Source organism: Streptococcus sp. 20925_1_77 (assembly GCF_041432125.1).
Lineage (GTDB): Bacteria > Bacillota > Bacilli > Lactobacillales > Streptococcaceae > Streptococcus.
Window position 1 is genome coordinate 67121 of sequence record NZ_JAPVZB010000007.1, and the last position, 23244, is coordinate 90364.

The window sequence follows — 23244 nt, forward strand, 5'->3', positions numbered from 1 at the left end:
GATAAAAAATTTTATTATCAAGGCGGTAGACGGATTTGAACCGACGATCAAGCTTTTGCAGAGCCGTGCCTTACCACTTGGCTATACCGCCATAACATATAATATTGTAACCTAAAAATAAAGATAGGTCAAGAAAAACTTTTTACGTCAAACAACTTTAGAAAACCATTTCATCGTAGGGATTGAAAAAATCTCTCAAATAGCTTGCGAATTCTAGTGATTTCTGCTATACTTATAGAGTTGTCTAAGACAGCAAATACTCATCTCGGATCCATTGTGGCACCGTTGCCCTTGTGGTCGTGCTGCAAGTTGACGTCTGAGAGAGGAGAAAAAACAAAAAAGGAGAAACTACTCATGGCAGTAATTTCAATGAAACAACTTCTTGAGGCTGGTGTACACTTCGGTCACCAAACTCGTCGCTGGAACCCTAAGATGGCTAAGTACATCTTCACAGAACGTAACGGAATCCACGTTATCGACTTGCAACAAACTGTAAAATATGCAGACCAAGCATACGACTTCATGCGTGATGCAGCTGCAAACGATGCAGTGATCTTGTTCGTAGGTACTAAGAAACAAGCTGCTGATGCTGTTGCAGAAGAAGCTGTTCGTGCAGGTCAATACTTCATCAACCACCGTTGGTTGGGTGGAACTCTTACTAACTGGGGAACAATCCAAAAACGTATCGCTCGTTTGAAAGAAATCAAACGCATGGAAGAAGATGGAACTTTTGAAGTTCTTCCTAAGAAAGAAGTTGCATTGTTGAACAAACAACGCGCTCGTCTTGAAAAATTCTTGGGCGGTATCGAAGACATGCCTCGTATCCCAGACGTAATGTACGTTGTGGATCCACATAAAGAACAAATCGCTGTTAAAGAAGCTAAGAAATTGGGTATCCCAGTTGTAGCGATGGTCGACACAAACACTGACCCAGATGATATCGATGTTATCATCCCAGCGAACGATGACGCTATCCGCGCTGTTAAATTGATCACTGCGAAAATGGCTGACGCTGTTATCGAAGGACGTCAAGGTGAAGACAGTGTTGCTACAGTAGAAGCTGAATTGGCAGCTACTGAAGGTCAAGCTGATTCAATCGAAGAAATCGTTGAAGTTGTAGAAGGCGACAACGCTTAATTCATTCAATAAGTAACGAACCTAAGAGGGCAGGGCTCAGCCCGACCCTCTTATTTTATTAAAAAAATATAGGAGAACAAAAATGGCAGAAATTACAGCTAAGCTTGTAAAAGAATTGCGTGAAAAATCTGGTGCCGGTGTCATGGACGCTAAAAAGGCATTGGTTGAAGTTGAAGGTGATATCGAAAAAGCGATCGAATTGCTTCGCGAAAAAGGTATGGCTAAAGCAGCTAAGAAAGCTGACCGTGTTGCCGCTGAAGGTTTGACTGGTGTTTATGTCAATGGTAACGTTGCAGCAGTAGTTGAAGTAAACGCTGAAACTGACTTCGTTGCGAAAAACGCTCAATTCGTTGAATTGGTAAACGCAACAGCGAAAGTCATCGCTGAAGGTAAACCAGCTAACAACGAAGAAGCTCTTGCTTTGACAATGCCTTCAGGCGAAACTCTTGAAGCTGCATACGTATCTGCAACAGCTACAATCGGTGAAAAAATTTCATTCCGTCGTTTTGCCTTGCTTGAAAAAACAGATGCACAACACTTCGGTGCTTACCAACACAACGGTGGACGTATCGGTGTTATCTCTGTGATCGAAGGTGGAGACGAAGCACTTGCTAAACAAATCTCAATGCACATTGCTGCGATGAAACCAACTGTTCTTTCATACAAAGAATTGGATGAACAATTCGTGAAAGATGAATTGGCACAATTGAACCACGTCATCGACCAAGATAACGAAAGCCGTGCAATGGTTGGTAAACCAGCTCTTCCACACTTGAAGTATGGTTCTAAAGCTCAATTGACTGACGAAGTTGTCGCTCAAGCTGAAGAAGATATCAAAGCTGAATTGGCAGCTGAAGGTAAACCAGAAAAAATCTGGGATAAAATCATCCCTGGTAAAATGGATCGTTTCATGCTTGACAACACTAAAGTTGACCAAGCCTACACTCTTCTTGCACAAGTTTACATCATGGATGACAGCAAGACAGTGGAAGCTTACCTTGAATCAGTAAATGCTTCAGTAGTTGAGTTTGCTCGCTTTGAAGTTGGTGAAGGTATCGAAAAAGCAGCTAACGACTTTGAATCAGAAGTTGCAGCTACAATGGCAGCAGCTCTTAACAACTAAGAATACAAAAAAAGAGGTTTCGATGGGAACCTCTTTTTTTGTAAGATAAATTCATCTAAATAACTCACCTAAGGAAAGATTCAGAGAAGATATTATGTGAATTGATATCATGGGCTCATTCTTTTGCTTAATGTGCGAAGGTATCGATTCCTAAGAGCAGGGACAGGGTTCCCATGATGAGGCCGGCTAGGATCACTCCGAGCATGACTGCGAGGCTACTGCGTTTGAAGTCCCAGTCAAGGATAGAAGCCGCAAGGGCACCGGTCCAGGCACCAGTTCCCGGAAGAGGAATTCCCACAAAGAGCAATAAGGCCCAGAAGATTCCCTTGTCTCCTGCAGCTTTTTCTAATTTCTGTCCGCCTCTATGGCCCTTATTGAGACACCAGCTAAAAAAGCCTCCTATGATTGGTTTTTTTGCCCCCCAAGTGAGGATATGGCGGGCGAAAAAGAAGATCAGAGGGACGGGGAGAAGATTTCCGATCACTCCGATCAGGAGCGCTGTCCATAAGGGAATACCATTTGCAATGGCAAAAGGGATGGCTCCGCGCAATTCAACAAGGGGAACCATGGAGATCAGGAAGGTAAAGATATATTTCATTAGTCAAGCCTTTCGATTAGTCTTCTTCATTCTATCGTATCTTTTCTCAATTGGCAACAATGATATTTTTAAATCTTTTATCTTGACTTTCTGAATGAGGAAGCATATAATAAAGACATAGTTAATTAGAATCATTATAAAAAGGAGAAACGATATGACAACTATGAAACATGAAGCAGCTACTGATGTAGCAACTTTTGCACCTTCTAATAAAGAAAGTCTTCCAGAGACAAAAGCGCTCTTGAACCAAGTCGTAGCAGATCTCTACGTAGCTCACATTGCCCTCCACCAAGTACACTGGTATATGCGTGGACGTGGCTTTATGGTTTGGCATCCAAAAATGGACGAATACATGGACAGCTTGGATGCAACCTTGGATGAAGTGAGCGAACGCTTGATCACTCTTGGTGGGGCTCCTTATTCTAGCATGACTGAATTTTTGGAACACAGCAATATTGAAGAACGCCGTGGAGCATTTACAAAAAATGTAGAAGAAAGCTTGGCACGTGTTCTTGAAATCTTCCATTACCTTGATGGCCTTTACCAAAAAGCTTTGGATGTTACTGACGCTGAAGGCGACGATGTAACCAACGATATCTTTGTTGGGGCGAAAGCAGAACTTGAAAAGAACATTTGGATGGTGGCTGCTGAACTTGGTCAAGAACCAGGATTATAAGATCATAAAAAAATAGAAGCCGTTGGCTTCTATTTTTTTGGTTTGTAGGAGATTTCCACTAATTAAAGGAATTCTTAATCTAACTATAGTTGGAGCGAAATCGAGGCCTATCGCTTCTATTTTTTTGGTATAGTTAATATGTGATTTTCTGTAAGCGTTCGCAGGTATAAGGAAGCGCTTACAAATTGAATAGTTAATCCTAAGAGGAGGTTTTTATGGGAAAGTCTTTTTTTGAAAAGCGTCCTGTTTTTAGTATTCGTAAGCTCTCAGTTGGAGCTTGTTCTGTTGTGATTGGGATTTCTGCCTTGGGTCTTTCAAGGGTCCATGCGGAAGAAAAGCCAGCCCTCGAAAGTGAACCGACTTCGATGGAGACACCAAGTGTTGTAACGGAAAACTCAGAAACGGAAGTTCCTGAAGCTGGTGCAAGAGTTTCAGAAGCTCCAGCTGTCATCACCCCTACCAGAGCTGAGGAAAAGCCAGCCCCTCAAGGAGAGGGCCAGCCTGTTTCTACTTCATCTGAGCGTGCTACAGGAACGGAAGAAACTGCTGCTCCAGATCAAAATCGTGTAGCGGAGGATATTGTGCAAGATCGAGAACGTGATTTTAATAAAGATTGGTATTTTAAATTAAATGCAGCTCCTGGTGCAGAAGGGCGTCAAGTGGATGTCAAGGATTGGAAAAAATTAGATCTTCCTCATGACTGGTCTATTTTCTTTGATTTCGATCACAACTCTCCTGCTCAAAATGAGGGGGGTCAATTAAACGGAGGGGATGCTTGGTATCGTAAGACCTTCCGTTTGGACGACAAAGATCTAGATAAGAAGGTCCGCTTGGAATTTGGCGGGGTTTATATGGATTCCAAAGTCTATGTAAACGGACAATTCGTTGGTCATTATCCAAATGGCTACAATGCCTTTTCTTATGATATTACTCCTTATTTGAACGCAGATGGAAGCGAGAATACCATCGCCGTTCATGTGGTCAATCAACAACCAAGTAGCCGTTGGTATTCTGGTAGCGGGATTTACCGGGATGTTAAGCTGAGTGTGACGGACAAGGTTCATTTAGCGCAGTATGGGACTACGATTACGACCCCTCAGTTGGAAAAACAGCAAAATGGGGCAGTAGATACGGTGGTGAAGAGCCGCATTGTCAACCAAGATGATCAAGCCCATAGTATTTATGCGGAATATGAAATTGTCGATCAAAATGGCCAAGTGGTGAGCGAAAAAACGCGCAGTGAAGCACAAGCTGTTCTAGCAGGTCAAGCGATCAACCTTTCTCAAACCTTGCATGTTGAAAAACCAACCCTCTGGGATGTGAAAACGGATCATCCAGCTCTCTATACCTTGTATACGCGGGTTTATCGGGATTCGCAGTTGGTCGATGTGCAAAAGGAACGCTTTGGTTATCGCTATCTCAACTGGACGCCAGAAGGTGGCTTCTTCCTCAATGGGGTGGCGACGAAATTCCACGGAGTATCCCTTCACCATGACCACGGGGCTCTTGGAGCTGAGGAAAATTACAAGGCTGAATACCGTCGTCTCAAACAGATGAAAGACATGGGGGTCAATGCGATTCGGACGACCCACAACCCAGCCAGTGAACAAACCTTAAAAATTGCTGCTGAGTTGGGCTTGATGGTCCAAGAAGAAGCCTTTGATACCTGGTATGGTGGTAAGAAACAATACGATTATGGTCGTTTCTTTGAAAAAGATGCCACTCACCCAGAAGCTCGTAAGGGGGATACTTGGTCCGATTACGATCTACGAACCATGGTAGAGCGGGGCAAGAACAATCCAGCCATTGTCATGTGGTCAATCGGTAACGAAGTCGGTGAAGCAGATGGTTCAGACAAATCTGTCGCAACTGTTCGTCGGTTGGTCAAGACCATCAAGGACGTGGATGCAACCCGTTATGTCACCATGGGAGCTGATAAATTCCGCTTTGGTGATGGCTCAGGAGGCCATGAAAAGGTAGCAGCAGAGCTCGATGCGGTTGGATTTAACTATTCAGAGGCCAACTATGAAAGCTTACGGGCCAAACATCCAAACTGGCTCATTTATGGTTCGGAAACCTCTTCTGCAACGCGGACACGGGGCTCATACTATCATCCTGAAAGAGAATGGGTTGGCAGCAACCAAGAAGACCGCCACTATGAACAATCAGACTACGGCAATGACCGGGTTGGTTGGGGTCGGACAGCAACCGCCTCTTGGACCTTTGACCGTGATCATGCCGGTTATGCAGGACAATTTATCTGGACCGGTACTGATTATATCGGTGAGCCAACACCATGGCACAACCAAAATGACACACCTGTGAAAAGTTCTTATTTCGGTATCGTGGATACTGCCGGCCTTCCAAAGAATGATTTTTACCTTTACCAAAGTCAATGGGTATCGGCAGAGAAACATCCGATGGTCCATCTCTTGCCACATTGGAACTGGGACAATCCAGAATTAGCCAATCGTGTCATGGACGAAGAAGGCCGGATCCCTGTTCGGACCTTCTCCAATGCTCACAGTGTGGAATTGATTGTCAATGGGGAATCACAAGGAGTGAAGACCTTTACCAAGAAGGCCACAGCTGATGGCCGGACCTACCAAGAAGGGGCAAATCCGGATGAACTCTATCTAGAGTGGTTGGTTCCTTATGTACCAGGTAAAGTAGAAGCTATTGCGCGCAACGAAGCAGGCGAAGTGATCGCACGTGATCAGATCGAGACAGCTGGGAAGCCAGCCGGTGTTCGCCTGCTGAAAGAAGAACACGCCATTGTAGCAGACGGCAAGGATTTGACCTATATTACATATGAAATCGTCGATGAAGCAGGTCGTGTCGTCCCAACTGCCAATAATTTGGTGCATTTCCATCTGCATGGGCAAGGTCAAATTGTCGGTGTCGATAATGGGGAACAAGCTAGCCGTGAACGCTACAAAGCGCAGGAAGATGGCTCATGGCAACGCAAAGCCTTCAACGGCAAAGGGGTTGTGATTGTCAAATCAACTGAGCAGGCGGGTGCCTTTACTCTGTATGCAGACTCAGATCGCTTGCAATCAGACCAAGTCAGCCTCTTTACAGGTAAGAAGGACCAAGCAGAACGCTCTGTCTTGGGAGTCGAACCGGTTCGACAAAGTGCTTATCTGGGAGAAGAGCCTGCCTTACCAAGTAAGGTCAATGTGGTCTATAGCGATGGCAAGGCCCAAGAAGAAGCTGTTGAATGGGACAAAGCAAACTATAGCCGTGCCGGCCAAGTCCGTGTGACAGGTCATGTTCAAGGACGCACGGTCGAAGCTCTGGTTGATGTGATCGGCGTGGAACAAGTCCTTCCAGTCATCAAACAAATCCCGCAGGGAGCAGACCTAGCGACAGTGGATAAGACTGTGCAATTAGTCTTCACCGATGGGACCAGTGCTCACTATGAAGTCGATCAATGGACCTTGGAAGCTGGTCAAGAAGATCAGTTATCCACACCAGGAGCACGCTTGAAAGCGACAGGACTCCTAGGCAATGGGGAAACGGTTCAAGCAACACTAGTGGTTGCAGGAGGAGAAGTAGCCAAGGCTAAGAAACCAACGGTTCAGCTAGATGGAGTAGCTCTTCCAAAATTTGGTAGTGGCAACCATACTATTTTCCGTTCCCTCGCTTATGGTCAAGAGCCAGGTCAAGTCACAGCAAGTGCAGAAAATGCCCAAGTGACGGTCCTCCAAGCTAACCGTGAAAATGGTTTGAAAGCTCAAATCTTTGTAACTGCTCAGGATACGGGAGCTGTACAGACCTATGTGGTCCAATTCCAAGAAGAAAGTCCACAGATTGAGCGCCTAGAATTGCGTCTGCCAGAAGGACAGGAACTCAAGGAAGACCAAACGGTACCACTTGAAGTCATTGCCCATTACCAAGATGGTAGCCAAGCAAGTCTCAAAGCAGATCAAATCGATGTGAAAACAAGAGCTGGTAGTCAAGGAAAAGCAGTCGCAACCAATAAAGGTTTGGAATTGCGGGAAGTAGGCTTGGTTCATTTAGAAGCCAACTTCCAAGGACAAACGGGAGAAGTCAGCTTTACCATCACACCAAATCCTGAAGAAAAGACGGTTGTCAAGGTGCGTCCTGTACGGATTAGTACAGATCGAAACATTTTGCCAGCTCTTCCAGAGACCGTCTTGGTCGAGTATGATAAGGGATTCCCTAAAGAAAAACGCGTGACCTGGGATGCTGTAACCGCAGATCAAGTCAAGGATTACCATAGCTTTACAGTCACCGGTCATGTAGAGGGTGTGGAAAAAGAAGCCCAAGCTCAAGTGACGGTTGAAGGCATTATCGCTGTAGAAGAAGTCAGCACTACCACTCCAGTCGGAGAAAAACCAGCCCTTCCAGAAAGCGTGCGTACCTATCACTCTAATGGTAAGACCTATACTGCTAAGGTGGCCTGGGATGCGGTCGATCCGCAACTCTTGGCCAAAGAAGGAGAAGTTGTCCTAGCTGGTCGTGTAGAAGGAACGGATCTTCCAACCCGTCTTCATATTCGTGTTTCTAGCACCACAGTCAAGGGAGCCAATGTAGCAGAGCAATGGACAGGATCTGTCTTGCCACTCGCTTTTGCAAGTGACTCTAACGATGCAGATCCAGTTGCTAAGGTCAATGACAAGGTCATCTCCTTTACCGATGCTCCAGCTAACCGTTGGACCAACTGGGGCCGTGACAATGCGGAAGATTCGGTTGGAATCTTGTTTGGGGACTCTGGTATCTTGACCAAGCGTGCAGTGGACAACCTCCATGTTGGTTTCCATGAAGACCACGGCGTTGGGGCTCCAAGTGAATACGTGATTGAGTACTATACAGGAGAGCAAATCCCAACAGTTCCAAGCAATCCAAATCGTGTCAAAGACGAAACAGACCATCCATTTAACAATCCAGCCAACTGGAAAGAAGTCAGCAACCTAACCGTTGAAGAACCGGTAGCAGCTGGCAAGATGAATCATTTCAGTTTTGATAAAGTCGACACCTATGCCGTTCGGATCCGCATGAAGACACCAGAAGGCAAACGTGGAAGCTCTATTTCAGAGATTCAGATCTTTGCCAATAAGGTGGCGGCAGAAGAAAAGAGCCAGTTGACCATTCGCGTCAATGGCGATGTCTTGCCAGGTGTCAACCCAAGTGTGACCGATTACTACATCGATGCGCGTGATCGGGCTTATCCACAAGTGGAAGCGACAGCCAGCCATCACGGTCTTGCAACGGTTGTACCAAGCGTCCATGAAGGTGAGCCAATCCGTGTCATCCATAAAGCAGAAGATGGTACTATCTTACAAGAATACCGTCTCCATCTCACAAGTGATGCAGAAAAACTGAAACAAGCTACTCCAGTAGCAGTAGAAGCAGGCAGCCGTTTTGTGAAAGTCGGTCAAGATCTAGTTCTACCATCTACCGTAGGCGTTTACTTCCAAGGGGATACAGGCTATGAACGCAAGGAACTGACGGTGGACTGGAAGCCTCTACCAGCTGATGCGCTTTCTCACGAAGGTAGCTTCACGCTGGAAGGAAAAGTCATTGGCTATGATCTGACAGCTCAGCTGACCGTCCGGGTGTCAGAAAAGACAGGAGAAATCCTCTCTGTGAACCGTGACTACAATGCAGAGGATACCAGAGCATTTGCTAGTGAAACCAACGATCTCGATCCAAATCAAATCGACTATATCGATTACATCAATGATGGTGGCTACAACGAGTACTACCGTTGGACCAACTGGAAGAGAGAGCCGGATCAAACAGAAGTGTTTGCTGGTCTCATTTTCAAGAAAAATGGTCAAGTAACAGAGCGCTTAGTCAATAAAGTAGCGGTCGACTTCTTTGCAGATCAGGAAACAGGTCTGCCAACGAAAACGGTTCTTGAACGCTATATTGGTCCAGACTTTGATGTTCCGGATGATTATGGCAATCTGAAGAATCTTCCAGATCATCCATTTAACCAAGCCTCAAACTGGGAAGAAATCCCGTATAGCTTGGATTATGCCTTTGAGCCTGGTTATATCTCTAACCTCAGCTTCAACGAAACCAGAACGAAAGCCATCCGTTTAAGAATGGTCCGTGACGAAAATCTTAAAGGAATTGGAATCATTGAATTGAGCGCCTATGCCCCAACAGAAGAGGCCCAGGCAACAACTGACGTTACGATCCAAGTGAATGGCAAAGACCTAGAAGGTTTTAAACCAGATGTGACAGATTATCATCTAGAGTATGAGGGAGAACGTCCAATCGTTTCAGCACAAGGCAAGAATGGAACAGCCGTTACGGTCATCGATGCTAAAAGTGCCAATGCTCCGGTTCTTATCAAGGTTGTCTCAGAAGATGGCAAGCTCGAAAAAGTATATCAACTTTCTCTATCCGTAAAAGCACCTACAGGCTCAGACATTCCTGAAGAAGGGGTTAAGAATCTGGCCCATACCAAACCAGAGTTGGTGATTGAGCCAGAAGAGATGGACTTTGAACGCCTAGAACGTCCAAATGCGGATCTTCCAAAAGGTGAGAAACGTGTGGTTCAAGAAGGTCAAAAAGGCCGCAAATTGCGCTTGGTGGAAGTTTCTCAAGAAAATGGTGTGGAAAGCCGGAAGGAACTGGATGCCTTTGTAGAGCTAGATCCAGTGGCAGAAATCACAGAGGTGGGCACGAAAGAAGTACTTCCAGACACTCCACAACCAGAGCCACAACCAGAGCCACAGCCAGAACCTCATCCAGAACCTCAGCCACAACCAGAGCCACAACCGCAACCACAGCCAGAGCCGCAACCACGGCCAGAGCCACAACCGCTTCCGAACCCAGAACATCCTCATGGCTCAGAAGGACCAGTAGCTACCCCAACTCCTCAAGCATCTCTTGAGGTCAAAGCAGTGCGTCAGGAAGGGACAGATGCAGCAGGGAAGGAAGTCGAGAAAACAGCTCAAACACCAGCAGTTTCAACTGCTCCAGTTTCCGAAGGTAGATTACCAAATACAGGAACGGAAGAAAGCGTCGCAAGCCTTGTGGCAGGTCTCTTAGCAGCAGGTCTTGCCGGTGCTGTGCTGGATGATCAGAAAAAAAGAGCCGATAAGGCCAAGTAAAAAGCTGGATAAGCCAGCAACTATACGGTGAAAAGTTCACAGGTAACAGAAAGAGGATGGGGAAAGTCTCCACCCTCTTTACCTGATGACATAAAGGAATGGAATATGGGAAAAAGATTATTTGATAAGAGAAATCGATTTGGCATTCGTAAACTCTCAGTAGGCGTCTGCTCGGTAGTCGTAGCGACTTGTTTTTTGGGAGTGACTACCAGTTACGCAGAGGAACAAGCTGAGAATAGTGAACCACGTGAAGAACGGGTTGAAACGAGCAATGCAGGAGATCAAGGAAAGGAGGAGAAAACTGTGAACGAGCACCAAGAAGAATCAGAACAGCCCTCAGCAGCTACTAGTGAGAAAGAAAATCGCACAGTCAGTCAAGGGACAGAAGCAAGCCAACCAGCCACTTCTCTAAACGAGGAGACTGAGATTGCGGATTACGGACCACTTCCAAGCAAGGCTCAGATGCAATACCACCGCGAAGAACTAGCAGCTTTCATCCACTTTGGGATGAATACCTACTACGATCGTGAGTGGGGAGATGGGCAAGAAGATCCTTATTATTTCTATCCAGAGCATCTGGATACCGATCAGTGGATCAAAACCCTGAAAGACGCGGGCTTCAAACGAACCATCATGGTCGTCAAGCACCACGATGGCTTCCTCTTGTACCCATCCAAATACACCGACCATACAATTGCTAAAAGCGGTTGGAAGGAAGGGAAAGGCGATATCCTAGCCGAGGTTTCTGCTTCTGCCAGCATGTATGACATGGATATGGGGGTCTACCTCTCGCCTTGGGATGCTCACAGCCCGCTCTACCATGTGGATACAGAGGACCAATACAACGAATACTATCTCAACCAGCTCAAAGAAATCCTTGAAGATCCAAAATATGGTAACAAGGGCAAGTTCGTAGAAGTCTGGATGGATGGTGCGCGTGGCGATGGGGCTCAAAAAGTCACCTATACCTTTGACAAGTGGTTTGAAGCCATTCGCAAGGCCCAAGGGGATATTGCCATCTTCTCAGCTGAGCCGACCAATGTTCGTTGGATTGGAAATGAAAAGGGGATTGCCGGAGATCCTGTTTGGCAAAAGGTCAATCCAGATAAGATCCGCAACAATCCATCCAATAGCTACCTCAATCACGGGGATCCGGAAGGGAAGCAATACTCAGTGGGAGAAGCCGATGTCTCTATCCGCTCCGGCTGGTTCTACCATGACAATCAAGAACCTAAGTCCTTGCGCGAATTGATGGACATTTACTTCAAATCGGTCGGCCATGGCACCCCGCTTCTGCTTAATATTCCACCCAATCAAGACGGAAAATTTGCGGAGGCCGATGTAGCCCGTTTGAAAGAATTCCGCCAGACCTTGGACCAACTCTACAGTGTGAACTATGCGGCAGGAGCTTTGGTCGAAGCTGACTCGACACGACGCAATTCTCTCTACAAGGCTAGCCATTTGACAGATGGCGATGAAAAGACCAGTTGGGCCCCGGCTGATGATGCCAAGACCGGATCTTTTGTCCTCGATCTTGGAAAAGAGCAACACTTTGATGTGGTAGAGCTCAAAGAAACCATCGAGAAAGGCCAACGGATTTCTGGCTTCACCATTGATGTGGCAGTGAATGGGCAATGGGTTCCTTATGGAGCTGGCTCAACTGTGGGATACCGCCGATTAATCAAAGGGCAACCAGTTGATAGTCGCTATATCCGGGTGTCCATCACTGATGCCCAAGCCACTCCAATCTTGAACGGAGTCTCTGTCTATAAGACGCCAGCTAGCATTGAAGAAACTGATGGCTATCCGCTTGGTTTGACTTATCATTCTGACCGGACTGCTGACCGGGCCAATGGTCAGTGGAATGAAGAGGGAGAAGGCGTTCGAGGTACCTCTATGTGGACCAAGGAAAAGGGAGCTTCGGTGACCTATCAGTTTGAAGGCACTAAGGCCTATGTGGTCGCAACTGTCGACCCTGGTCATGGGGAAATGGATGTCTATGTCGATGGACAAAAGCTAGCGACCGTCAATACCCAAAGCCCAAGCCGCAAACGTAGCCAAAAGGTCTATGAAACACCGGACTTGGCAGCAGGATCTCATACCTTGACCTTGGTCAATAGCAAGGGAGATGCGATCGCAACGGAAGGGATTTATGCCCTCAATAACCAAGAAAAGGGTCTCTTTGAGTTTGCTCAGCCAACTCTAGCTGTTAAGAAAGGCGACCCAGCGCAAATCCTCGTCAAGAGAAAAGGTGGCTCTAAAGGAAGTGCCAGTCTGAAATTAATCACAGAACCAGGAACAGGGGTTCATGGCAAGGTCTACAAAGATACCAACGTCACCCTTGAGTTCGCAGATGGCGAGACAGAAAAAACAGTCCAAGTTCCAACCCTTGATTTTGCAGGAAAAGCAACCGATGTCTATGACTTTAAGGTCAAATTGTTGCATCCGGATCAAGGAAGTCTGGTCGGCTTTATTCCAGAACTGACAGTCCAAGTGATGAACGAGGACCTGCTTCCAGAAAATCGCAAAGAAGTAGATGACCAAGATCCAAAACTGCATTACAGTGAGGGTTGGCAGCACGAGACAGACAATCCAAACTTCTCAAATGGCACAGAATCTTGGTCTAGCTTTAACCAAGTGACCGATGAAGAAGGCAAGAAACACATTGAAGTGACCATTACCTTTAAGGGCACCGGCGTGGAGGTCCGAGGAGTGGTTGATCCAAGTCATGGGCTCTACAGCGTCACCCTGGATGGAAAAGAAATGGCCTTCGAAGAAGGTCGGGGCCATGATTATGAGATCGAAGGCGATCATTATTTCAGTGGCTACGGAGATCAACGCAAGCTCGACCAGAGTTTGGTCAATCTACAAGGCCTAGCAAAAGGCTACCACCAGCTACGCCTGCATCTGGATCCAGCCCTCAATGATCCTCAGTCATCTAGAGCCATCCAGGTGGACCGATTTGTCCTCTCAGGGAAAGATAGTCAGCTGCTCAGTCAAGAAGAGCTGCAACAGATCATCAGAGAAGGAGTAGAAAAGATCAAGGCTACTTCTCTCGATCGCTTGAAAGCAGACCTCAAACCGACGGTTCAAGGACAATTGACGGACTTGACTCAGTTGTTGGATCAAGAGCGACCAGATTTGGTTGCTGCAGCTAATCAAGTGGAAGCCCTTGAAACCACCTTAGAAGATGCTCACAATTATGAACCCCTGGCGCAGACACGCCCAGATCAAGGTGTTCGAGATCTGATTCTTGAAAAGCCAGAGCTTCTCATCGAAGCAGAGGAGATTCCATTTGAGAGTCAAACGCGTGAGAACAAGGACTTGGCCAAGGGCGAGAGCCGGATCCTTCAAGCAGGGAAGGTCGGACGCCGGCTGAAATTGATCGAGGTTCGACAAGAAGGCAAAGAAATTCGGACAGAAGTCGATGCCTTTGTCGAAGTGGAGGCTCAGGACCAGATCACAGAAGTTGGAACGAAGGAAGCGGAAGAAAGTCCGTTGATAGCTGATATGCCGACTCCAACCACTCCTGTCACTCCAAGTAAGGAGCAGCCAGAAGTTGCAACTTTTTCTCAAGCAGAAGACAAAAAAGAAAAAGAAAGACCAGTTTTCTTCCAACCGAAAACCCCAGAAGCAGTTTCTGTTTTGACTTCAGATCATCCGGAAAAAAAAGATGTTGAAAGTCCTTCTCTACAATCGGAAGGAAAACTTCCTCAAACCGGTACAAAAGAAAGTGGTTTCTTTGCTTGGTTAGGCCTTCTTGGTCTAGGTTTCTTGGGTGGAGGCGCCAAATTCGCTCGTCGCAAAGAGTAGTTCCTTCTTCGCATAAGAGGTTAGTTCTCACTAGCCTCTTTTGTTTTGCCTTCTTAAGAGATTCCGATTTCCATGGAGTCTTTGCTTTATTTACAGCCGTAAAAATTGTATAATAGTCAAATAAGGTCAATGATGAGAAGGAACACTCCAAGGCCATTTTTTATGGGCCAAAGAGTAGAGCATCCATCTAGAAAAAAACAAGCCAGAAAGGAGCATCATGGCAAATAAGAACACATCTGATAGCATTGAAGCTTATATCAAGGCCTTGCTGGCTCAAGCTGGCATGGCAGAGCTCAAAAGAAGTGAGTTAGCCGATGTCTTTCAGGTCGTACCCAGTCAGATTAACTATGTCATTAAGACCCGTTTTACCGAGAGTCGAGGCTATATTGTAGAGAGCAAACGCGGTGGGGGTGGCTATATCCGCATTGGCAAGGTCCAGTTTTCAGATCACCATCAGATGCTCCAAGACTTGGCAGCCAATATTGGAGAAACCATCAGCCAGCAGGTCTTCAATGATATCCTCCAGATGCTCTATGAAGAAAAATTATTGACAAGACGTGAAACGCAGCTCTTGCTTGCGACGACCTCCGATGAGGTCCTAGGTCGAGATGCTCTCATTCTACGAGCAAGTATGCTGAAAAAAATCATTCAACAAGTAGATAGAAAAGGAAATACCGACTAGATGAACTATTCAACAGCACTGTTAGAAAGTATAGAAGCGGCCCAAATACTAGCAGGCCACTATCAGGGACATACCTTAGATACTTGGCATCTCCTGACGGCTATGGCCAATAATCCCTATAGCGTGGCAGGTTCTGTACTGAACGATTATCCTATGCAGATCGATGAGTTTCAGGATGCAGCGGAGCATATTACAGGCCAAGCTTTTCAAAGCGACAATCGGTATGAAATCTTCCCATTTTCTTATCGGATGGAAGCCATTATGAAGCACGCAAGAGAGATTGCCCAGGTTCTTCATGCCAAGACCTTGGGAACAGAGCATGTGCTCCTCTCTCTTCTAGCGGACCGTGGGACCTTGGCGAGCCAAGTCATGGAGTTTGCCGGCTTTGCCTTTACAGAGCAAGACAAGGGAGTCCCTATTGCCTCCCTTCGCAAGAATTTAGAAGACAAGGCAGGCTGGGACAAGAACGATATCAAAGCCATTCGGAGTCTTTATCGGGCTCAAAACCCTAACCGACAAACCATGGGAAATATGATGGGCATGCCACCAAGCACCAGTGGAGGTCTTGAAGATTATACCCGTGATTTGACAGAAATGGCGCGTGCAGGCCAGCTTGAACCTGTGATCGGCCGGGATGCAGAGATTTCACGCATGATCCAAATCCTCAGCCGCAAGACGAAGAACAATCCTGTATTGGTGGGAGAAGCAGGGGTCGGGAAAACTGCCCTTGCCTTAGGTCTGGCTCAGCGGGTCGCTAGTGGCAATGTTCCAGCTGAAATCGCGCAAATGCGTGTCTTAGAATTGGACCTCATGAATGTTGTTGCAGGAACGCGCTTCCGTGGGGACTTCGAAGAACGGATGAACAATATCATCCAGGACATCGAAGAAGACGGTCACGTGATTCTCTTTATCGATGAACTGCATACCATTATGGGGTCAGGATCCGGCATTGATTCGACCTTAGATGCAGCCAATATTCTAAAACCAGCCCTGGCACGGGGAACCTTGCGTACAGTTGGGGCAACGACCCAAGATGAGTACCAAAAGCATATCGAAAAAGATGCAGCCCTCTCTCGGCGTTTTGCGAAAGTCACCATTGAAGAGCCAAGTGTTGCAGATAGCATCCAGATTCTCCAAGGCTTGAAAGAGACTTATCAGGACCACCATCATGTGACCATTACCGATGAAGCGATCGAAACAGCTGTCAAATATGCTCACCGCTATTTGACCAGCCGTCAATTGCCAGATTCAGCCATTGATCTCTTGGATGAAGCGGCAGCTACTGTACAAAACCGCGATTCCAACGGTCACGTAAAAGAAGAGTTGACCGCCTTGGATCGGGCCTTGATGGACGGCAAGTGGAAGAAAGCAGCCCAACTCTTACAAGTAGAGGCCGCTCCCATTGTCTACAAAAAAGAAGTCACTGACCAAGATGTCTTAGTGACCTTGAGCCAATTATCTGGTATTCCAACTCAAAAACTGACTCAAACCGATGCCAAGAAGTACCTCAACTTAGAAACAGAATTGCACAAGCGCGTGATTGGTCAAGACCAAGCCGTTTCGAGTATCAGTCGGGCTATTCGACGCAATCAATCAGGTATCCGTAGCAACAAGCGTCCGATCGGTTCTTTCATGTTCCTGGGACCTACCGGTGTCGGAAAAACAGAGCTAGCCAAAGCTTTGGCGGAAGTTCTGTTTGATGATGAATCGGCCCTCATCCGTTTTGATATGAGTGAGTATATGGAAAAATTCGCAGCGAGCCGCCTCAACGGTGCCCCTCCAGGCTATGTGGGCTACGAAGAAGGAGGCGAGTTGACCGAGAAAGTCCGCAACAAACCGTATTCGGTCCTCTTATTTGATGAGGTGGAAAAAGCCCATCCAGATATTTTCAATGTCCTTTTGCAAGTCTTGGATGACGGAGTCTTAACCGATAGTAAAGGCCGGAAGATTGACTTCTCCAATACCATTATCATCATGACCTCAAACCTGGGAGCAACAGCCCTTCGGGATGATAAGACAGTTGGCTTTGGTGCCAAAGATATCCGCTTTGATCAAGCTAATATGGAAAAACGCATGTTTGAAGAGTTGAAGAAGACCTATCGTCCAGAGTTTATCAACCGGATTGATGAAAAGGTGGTCTTCCATAGTCTCTCAAGCGAGGACATGCAGCAGGTGGTGAAAGTCATGGTCAAACCGCTCATCGCGACCTTGGCCGAACAAGGCATGACCCTCAAATTCCAGCCTTCAGCGCTCAAGTTGCTAGCAACCAAAGGCTACGATCCAGAAATGGGAGCTCGCCCACTGCGTCGTGTCTTGCAGACCGAAGTGGAAGATCAACTAGCAGAGCTATTGCTGAAAGGCCAAGCCCAAGAAGGACAAACGATCAAGGTTGGAACGACAGCCGGAACGATCAAGTTTGAGATTGTCTAGGAGGATGTCATGACGCTTCAGCGATTAACCCGTATTTCGCTTTTGGCGGCCCTTTGTGTCGCTCTACGTCAGGCTTTTGCCCCTTTCCCAAATGTCCAACCTATTTCTGCCATCTTTTTTCTCTTGGTGATATTTGAAGGGTATAGCTTTGCTTTTCTTGTGATGATGATCACCATGTTTGTCTCCGCCTTTTTCCTGGGGATGAGCCTGATTGTGTTCTTTCAGATTGTCGCCTTTGGCTGTTTGATGCTCATTTGGCGCATCAGTTACAAGTGGTTGCCCTTTGTCCTTCAGATCCTTTTTGTAGGCCTACTGTCCTTTGCTTATGGGGTCTTGATCGATAGTGTTTATGCCTTGATATACCATATTCCTTGGTGGACCTATGCTTTGGTCAATGGTTTTAGTTTTAACCTTGCCCATGCTCTGTCGACGATCATTTTCTATCCCATTATCTATCAAATCTTTAGGAGATTTTATGTTGAAAAAAACCATTTCTAGCTTGATGACCTTACTTGCAGCTCTTCTTTTAGCGAGTTGCGCTCCGTCTCATAGCACAAACCATCAAACAAGTGCTTCTAGCACAGAAGTTGCCAAGAAAAACGAAATTTCGATTACGATTAGCGTGACGCCAGAAGGTCAAAAAGCGCAATCGAAAACCTTGAAAGTAGCAGAAGAGAGCAACCTCATGAAAGTGCTCAAAGCCAACTACAAGATTGAAGAAAAAAATGGCATGATCACCTCGATTGACGGTCACAGCCAAGATGAAGCCAAAGGTCTTTACTGGATGTACAAGATCAATGGCGAAATGGCTCCAAAAGGTGCTGCTGAAACCACCGTTAAAAAAGGGGACAAGATCGAATTCTATCAAGAAGTGTATAAATAAGAAAAGCTGGACAGTATGTCCGGCTTTTTTTTGCAAAGTTTAGGAACTTACCTAAAATTTCTTTCAAATTAGAAAAATATTTGAGAAACTATTGACAGCCTCATATAACAGTGTTACAATAATGTTACAAAATATTACAAATGTTACAAAAAAGAGGTTCTGTTATGAAAAACAAAAAAATCATTTCCCTAGCAGCCCTAGCTTTGACAGCTAGTCTTTTCCTAGGAGCTTGTGGCGGGAATAAAGAAGAAAAAACTTCAGAAGCAAGCAGTTCAAAGACCAGTCTGGTTAAACAAACCAGCTCTTCTTCTAAGAAAAAAGTGATCACTAGTAAAGATCCGATTGCCTCTTCATCCTCTGATAGCAAATCAGAAGAAAGTCATACTGTTGGTAGCAAAAATAACCAAGCAGCAGCTAGTCAAACACCTGCTCCAGCTAAAGAAGCGACACCAGCAGCACCCGTAACAAAAGAAACAAAAGAAGTAGCCACTCCAGCAACACCAGCGAAAGCAAAATTGCCAAGTCTAGAAGACGGTCATGCCCATGCTAAGAAGCAAGCTTCTGCTACTGAGAATGCCCAATACAAGGGAGTCTATTCTGTAGCAGCAGGGGATTTCTCTGCAGCAGCTGGGAATTGGTCTGACAAACGCGACACTGGAGTCACTATTGGCCAAGGTGGTCAAGTGACCATCCAACTTCCTGGGGGCCAACCCGTAGCCTATGGTATCAGCGCTTATAACTATACCTTGGATGACGGCCATTACCATGCTAATCTCTCAGCAGGCGATGGGTCTGCGGCGACTCTAGATATCGTAGTTGGAAAAGATGGCTCAGTATCTAGTGTGACGGTTCTGAAAGACGGTGTCAGCCACTCCCTCACTCGTGAATAAAATGCGAAAGATCTGAAAGGAGAAGCTTCTCTTTTCAGATCTTTTTTTGTTGATTTGAAGAAAAATATATTTTTTTATAAAAAACTATTGACAGATAGAAAATATAGTTTATAATAAAAACATAAAGAAAATCTATTTATAAAAAATTATAAAAAGGAGTTTATATGAAAAAAGAAAGAATTGCCCTGGTTTTTGGAACCTTTGCGCCTCTTCATCAGGGGCATATTGACCTGATCCAGCGGGCCAAGCGTCAGTGTGATCGCGTTCGTGTCATCGTATCTGGTTATGAAGGGGACCGTGGCGAAGAAGTCGGGTTGACTTTACAAAAACGCTTCCGTTATATCCGCGAAGCCTTCTCTAATGATGAGTTGACCCAAGTCTATAAGTTAGATGAGACAGAACTTCCTCGTTATCCCTTGGGCTGGGAGCCTTGGTTACAGACAGCCCTAGACACCATCCAGTATCAAACAGAGACAGAAGAGTTGATCTTTTATGTAGGGGAGAAAGCCTATAAGGAAGAGTTGGAAGCTAGAGGGTTTGAAGTTCACTTAGAAGAGCGCCGCTTCGGGATCTCTGCTACCATGATCCGGGAAAATCCAAGCAAATACTGGAAATATATCGCTCAGCCCTTCCGTCGCCAGTTCACAAAAAAAGTTTTGATCATGGGGAGCGCCAGCAACGGGAAAACGACCCTTGCAAAGGACTTAGCTCGCTTTTACGATGCACCTGTTAGTCTTGAGTATGCCCGTGAATACCAGATCAAGAACAATGTGCGGGATGATGAGCTCACGCCAAAAGATTACTATTACCTACTCTTAGGACAGTATGATCAAACCTCTAAGCTCATCGATAGTAGTGCCAATCGAGGCCTTGTCATCGCCGATACCAATTCCCTGGTAACCAAGGGTTATTACGACTACTACATGGAAGTCGAAGGCCAGGATACCAGCATGACCGATACCTTTGACAACCTCTTTGTCAGTATTCTCTCCAAAGAAAAATGGGATTTGATCCTTTTTGTACAGCCGATCGGCTCTTATGTCAATGATGGCTTCCGAGACATGACCATGGCTGACGAAGAGATCCGCACCAGCTTTTCAAATTACCTGGACCAATTGCGCCAGCAATACCTAGGAAACATTCCGACTACTTTCCTCGCATCAGACTACCTCGGCAACTACGAAGAAGCCAAGAAGGTGATCGATGCCATTTACCAAGCCGACTAAGGAGCAGCTTATGAATCACCTAATGAACAACCTATCTGAAAAATTCACAACCTTTATCCAAGACTTTAAAAATGTTCACCAAGAAGCGAAAAAGCAGGGTTTTGTCAATATTATGAAACTCCTGTGGAAGGACCTTTTTGTGGGACGTACAGCCTTTCAATGGATCTATCTCCTGCTTCTTTCCAGCGTTCCCTTCTTCTTAGAATGGACCAATCATACAGGACAGCATGATTGGCTGGGACTGTTTGCCTCTTGGACAGGCATTGTCTGTGTTATCCTGGTTGCCGAAGGGCGTGCTAGTAACTACCTCTTTGGAGCAGTGAATTCCGCTATCTACCTTGTTTTAGCCCTCAATAAAAACTTCTACGGGGAAGTTCTGACAACTCTTTATTTCTTCATCATGCAACCGATCGGTCTTTATGTTTGGCTCTCTAATCGGATCAATGATCAAGGTAAGGTCGAAGAATCTCACTTTGAAGCCAAGAAATTGAACTTAATCGAGTGGATGCGCTATTTGGCCTTGTGTGCTGTGATTTGGATCGGTATGGGCTTCGCGTATCAAAGTATCCATAGCGCTCGCCCTTTCCGTGATAGTATCACCGATGCGACCAACGGGGTCGGCCAGCTCCTAATGACCCGCCTTTACCGGGAGCAATGGATCTTCTGGATTGCGACCAACGTCTTTAGTATCTATCTCTGGTGGGATCAGAGTCTTCACATTCAAGGGATGTACTGGGTTTACACGCTCAATAGTTTAGTAGGCTGGTACCAATGGACCAAAGCCCTCAAGAAGGAGGTGGTTTAGATGGCAAGTCTCTCGATTCCAGCAGGAATGACGGAGAAAGAGTATTTTGAGACGGTCGCTAGTGAAGCAGACTTTCTCAAGTGGTACAAGGAGCAAGATCTGCCGACTTATGAAACTCCAAGTGTCACAGCGGACATGGTAGCTTACTGTTTTGTTGAAGGCAAGCTCAAGCTCTTAGCCATTCGCCGCAAGGCCCACCCTTATCAACACCGCCTCGCCTTGGTGGGGGGCTTTGTGAACAAGGATGAAGATGCGACTCATGCCTGTATCCGAGAAGTCAAAGAAGAAGTTGGGCTCGATCTGCCAGTGAATAAGGTGGAGCAGCTCATGACCGTTTCCACCCCTGAGCGGGACCCCAGAGGCTGGGTCATTACCATTGCCCATCTGGTCTATCTGCCGGCAGAAGCAGTAGACTTAGCCCATGCAGGTGACGATGCCAAGGAAGTTGTTTTTCTCGATGTCGATTTCAAAAAGTCCCAGTGTTTGCTCGATGGAGAACCCTTAGCTGCTTCTGATTTTGCCTTTGACCACTACCAGATTATTCAAGAGTCGATCAAGCGGATTCAGGGGCGTCTGGACTGGAATCCAACCTTCCTCTATCTGTTAGAGGAGCCTTTCACCGTTTATGAAGCAACCGAGTTGGTCAATCTGATCAATCCTGGACGCCCCATCGTTAGCAATAACTTCCTCGTGAAGTTCGGAGAATTCGTGGAAGAAGTGGGTGTCAAGCGGGTTCCTAAGAAAAAACCACGGAAGACCTATCGCCTAAAACAGTAGATCGAGCGAGATGAATTCTATCAGCCCTCAGCTACTTTTTGCAGCCAAGGGCTTTTTCTGATTTTTCCTGCTCCACTTGTGTGCAAAGTGGTATAATAAAAATAATTGAAATCAAAAGGGATACGACTATGGAAGAAAAAATCATCTTACCACAAAATACACGACTGATGGGGGCTCTGCTTGGTTTTATCGGCGGGGGCCTTGATGTTTTTTGCCACATGCACTACCGGAGTTTGGTCGCGACCCAAACTGGGAACCTCCTGCTTCTCATCGCTGATTGGCACGATCCCCGCGTCGAAAATACCATCATGCGTTTTTCATCTATTTTATTCTTTTCCATCGGCTTTGTGGTTGCCCTCCATATCAAAGAATATCGCAAGACAGCCTTTTGGCGAACCAAGATGTTGATTCCTTTGTTTGTGGTAACACTCCTGATTCCTTTGGTGTCTGTCATACCACCTGTAGAAGTTCCCTTTATTGCTTTTGGGACAGGGATGATGATGTTGACCTTTACAGGGAGCCTCATCGAAAATCACCCTTATGTGATCTTTATGACTTCCGGCAATTACCGCAAGATGCTGACGGCCTTGTACCGAATCACTCGAGGAAAGGGTGATTTGGACGAGTATCGGCGTCAGGCTATGAATTACGGAATCGTTGTTGGAAGCTTTGTTGCGGGAGCGATTAGTGTAGCCATCCTCATGCATTTCATTCACCAATGGGCCATCTGGCTGATCACAGCCAACCTCTTTTTGATCATGACCTACTACACCGCAAGAGTCAAACAACTCGGCCTGCAAACAGATAATCTATAAAAACAGGACCCCGTGTGAGGTCCTATCAGATTGAAGACGAAGCCATATTAAAACTTTCCTTAGGTGAGTACGGACGTCAGCGAACTTCGAAGAAGTTCCATGACTTAGTTTTGAGCCTAAGGTCTCAAAACTCCCGAGTGCCTGAAACAATCGTGTTTCAGGCACTTTTCTCACAGCGGAAAGTTTCGGTATTTTTTTGATTCGCTCAAAAAATTAAAACATATTTATATTTCTTTGCCGAATTGCTTAACTTATTTTATTTAAAAATAGTACAGAGAGTGGGACAGAAATCGGT

General features: G+C 46.1%; 15 protein-coding genes and 1 tRNA gene. 14 read left to right on the plus strand and 2 right to left on the minus strand.

Features of this window, described 5'->3' with window-relative positions:
- Nucleotides 1–20 precede the first annotated feature (20 nt).
- Nucleotides 21–91, minus strand: a tRNA-Cys gene (locus tag O3626_RS05525).
- 263 nt (nucleotides 92–354) lie between these two features.
- Here O3626_RS05525 and rpsB point away from each other — a divergent pair.
- Nucleotides 355–1137 carry a 30S ribosomal protein S2 gene (rpsB, locus tag O3626_RS05530; RefSeq protein WP_003002189.1) on the plus strand — a complete coding sequence of 261 codons (783 nt, stop codon included), beginning with the start codon at nucleotides 355–357 and terminating at the stop codon, nucleotides 1135–1137.
- Between the two features lie 82 nt (nucleotides 1138–1219).
- Nucleotides 1220–2260, plus strand: coding sequence for a translation elongation factor Ts (tsf, locus tag O3626_RS05535; protein ID WP_049496376.1), 1041 nt, complete (start codon nucleotides 1220–1222; stop codon nucleotides 2258–2260).
- Nucleotides 2261–2387: 127 nt separating this feature from the next.
- Here tsf and O3626_RS05540 read toward each other — a convergent pair whose 3' ends face one another.
- Nucleotides 2388–2858 carry a small multi-drug export protein gene (locus O3626_RS05540; RefSeq protein ID WP_003002130.1) on the minus strand — a complete coding sequence of 157 codons (471 nt, stop codon included), beginning with the start codon at nucleotides 2856–2858 and terminating at the stop codon, nucleotides 2388–2390.
- Between the two features lie 154 nt (nucleotides 2859–3012).
- Here O3626_RS05540 and O3626_RS05545 point away from each other — a divergent pair, with 154 nt between their 5' ends.
- The 12 genes from O3626_RS05545 to O3626_RS05600 all read left to right on the plus strand — a co-directional run bounded on the left by O3626_RS05545 (nucleotide 3013) and on the right by O3626_RS05600 (nucleotide 22949).
- Entirely contained in the window at nucleotides 3013–3534 is a 522-nt protein-coding gene (locus O3626_RS05545) for a DNA starvation/stationary phase protection protein (protein ID WP_272144355.1), read from the plus strand.
- A gap of 215 nt (nucleotides 3535–3749) precedes the next feature.
- Nucleotides 3750–10628 (plus strand): Ig-like domain-containing protein, encoded by a 6879-nt coding sequence (locus tag O3626_RS05550; RefSeq protein ID WP_371495737.1) that lies wholly within the window; start codon nucleotides 3750–3752, stop codon nucleotides 10626–10628.
- Between the two features lie 105 nt (nucleotides 10629–10733).
- Nucleotides 10734–14441, plus strand: a complete 3708-nt coding sequence (locus O3626_RS05555; RefSeq protein WP_371495739.1) for an alpha-L-fucosidase — start codon at nucleotides 10734–10736, stop codon at nucleotides 14439–14441.
- Between the two features lie 217 nt (nucleotides 14442–14658).
- Nucleotides 14659–15123, plus strand: coding sequence for a CtsR family transcriptional regulator (locus tag O3626_RS05560; RefSeq protein ID WP_371495741.1), 465 nt, complete (start codon nucleotides 14659–14661; stop codon nucleotides 15121–15123).
- Nucleotides 15124–17553 carry an ATP-dependent Clp protease ATP-binding subunit gene (locus tag O3626_RS05565; protein WP_371495743.1) on the plus strand — a complete coding sequence of 810 codons (2430 nt, stop codon included), beginning with the start codon at nucleotides 15124–15126 and terminating at the stop codon, nucleotides 17551–17553.
- Between the two features lie 9 nt (nucleotides 17554–17562).
- Complete coding sequence (locus tag O3626_RS05570; protein ID WP_003002175.1) at nucleotides 17563–18051, plus strand: hypothetical protein; 489 nt, start codon at nucleotides 17563–17565, stop codon at nucleotides 18049–18051.
- Nucleotides 18029–18436, plus strand: coding sequence for a DUF4430 domain-containing protein (locus tag O3626_RS05575; RefSeq protein ID WP_371495746.1), 408 nt, complete (start codon nucleotides 18029–18031; stop codon nucleotides 18434–18436). Before O3626_RS05570 ends, O3626_RS05575 begins: the two co-directional genes overlap by 23 nt.
- A 164-nt stretch (nucleotides 18437–18600) precedes the next feature.
- Nucleotides 18601–19326: a hypothetical protein gene (locus tag O3626_RS05580; RefSeq protein WP_070675808.1), complete on the plus strand. Its 726-nt coding sequence runs from the start codon at nucleotides 18601–18603 to the stop codon at nucleotides 19324–19326.
- A 164-nt stretch (nucleotides 19327–19490) separates the two neighbouring features.
- Complete coding sequence (locus O3626_RS05585; RefSeq protein ID WP_023919820.1) at nucleotides 19491–20552, plus strand: AAA family ATPase; 1062 nt, start codon at nucleotides 19491–19493, stop codon at nucleotides 20550–20552.
- A 22-nt stretch (nucleotides 20553–20574) separates the two neighbouring features.
- Nucleotides 20575–21357 carry a nicotinamide riboside transporter PnuC gene (gene pnuC, locus O3626_RS05590; protein WP_371495750.1) on the plus strand — a complete coding sequence of 261 codons (783 nt, stop codon included), beginning with the start codon at nucleotides 20575–20577 and terminating at the stop codon, nucleotides 21355–21357.
- Nucleotides 21358–22134: an NUDIX hydrolase gene (locus O3626_RS05595; protein WP_021154052.1), complete on the plus strand. Its 777-nt coding sequence runs from the start codon at nucleotides 21358–21360 to the stop codon at nucleotides 22132–22134.
- 128 nt (nucleotides 22135–22262) lie between these two features.
- The gene (locus O3626_RS05600; RefSeq protein WP_045759985.1) at nucleotides 22263–22949 is read left to right on the plus strand and encodes a YoaK family protein; all 687 of its coding nucleotides are present in this window, start codon (nucleotides 22263–22265) and stop codon (nucleotides 22947–22949) included.
- Nucleotides 22950–23244 lie beyond the last annotated feature (295 nt).

What these genes read in the sequence shown, in the direction of transcription:
- O3626_RS05570 (WP_003002175.1), top strand. Translation starts at nt 17,563, where the DNA reads ATGACGCTTCAGCGATTAACCCGTATTTCGCTTTTGGCGGCCCTTTGT.
- O3626_RS05555 (WP_371495739.1), top strand. Translation starts at nt 10,734, where the DNA reads ATGGGAAAAAGATTATTTGATAAGAGAAATCGATTTGGCATTCGTAAA.
- O3626_RS05600 (WP_045759985.1), top strand. Translation starts at nt 22,263, where the DNA reads ATGGAAGAAAAAATCATCTTACCACAAAATACACGACTGATGGGGGCT.
- O3626_RS05575 (WP_371495746.1), top strand. Translation starts at nt 18,029, where the DNA reads ATGTTGAAAAAAACCATTTCTAGCTTGATGACCTTACTTGCAGCTCTT.
- O3626_RS05560 (WP_371495741.1), top strand. Translation starts at nt 14,659, where the DNA reads ATGGCAAATAAGAACACATCTGATAGCATTGAAGCTTATATCAAGGCC.
- rpsB (WP_003002189.1), top strand. Translation starts at nt 355, where the DNA reads ATGGCAGTAATTTCAATGAAACAACTTCTTGAGGCTGGTGTACACTTC.
- O3626_RS05585 (WP_023919820.1), top strand. Translation starts at nt 19,491, where the DNA reads ATGAAAAAAGAAAGAATTGCCCTGGTTTTTGGAACCTTTGCGCCTCTT.
- O3626_RS05595 (WP_021154052.1), top strand. Translation starts at nt 21,358, where the DNA reads ATGGCAAGTCTCTCGATTCCAGCAGGAATGACGGAGAAAGAGTATTTT.
- O3626_RS05580 (WP_070675808.1), top strand. Translation starts at nt 18,601, where the DNA reads ATGAAAAACAAAAAAATCATTTCCCTAGCAGCCCTAGCTTTGACAGCT.
- tsf (WP_049496376.1), top strand. Translation starts at nt 1,220, where the DNA reads ATGGCAGAAATTACAGCTAAGCTTGTAAAAGAATTGCGTGAAAAATCT.
- O3626_RS05565 (WP_371495743.1), top strand. Translation starts at nt 15,124, where the DNA reads ATGAACTATTCAACAGCACTGTTAGAAAGTATAGAAGCGGCCCAAATA.
- pnuC (WP_371495750.1), top strand. Translation starts at nt 20,575, where the DNA reads ATGAACAACCTATCTGAAAAATTCACAACCTTTATCCAAGACTTTAAA.
- O3626_RS05545 (WP_272144355.1), top strand. Translation starts at nt 3,013, where the DNA reads ATGACAACTATGAAACATGAAGCAGCTACTGATGTAGCAACTTTTGCA.
- O3626_RS05540 (WP_003002130.1), bottom strand. Translation starts at nt 2,858, where the DNA reads ATGAAATATATCTTTACCTTCCTGATCTCCATGGTTCCCCTTGTTGAA.
- O3626_RS05550 (WP_371495737.1), top strand. Translation starts at nt 3,750, where the DNA reads ATGGGAAAGTCTTTTTTTGAAAAGCGTCCTGTTTTTAGTATTCGTAAG.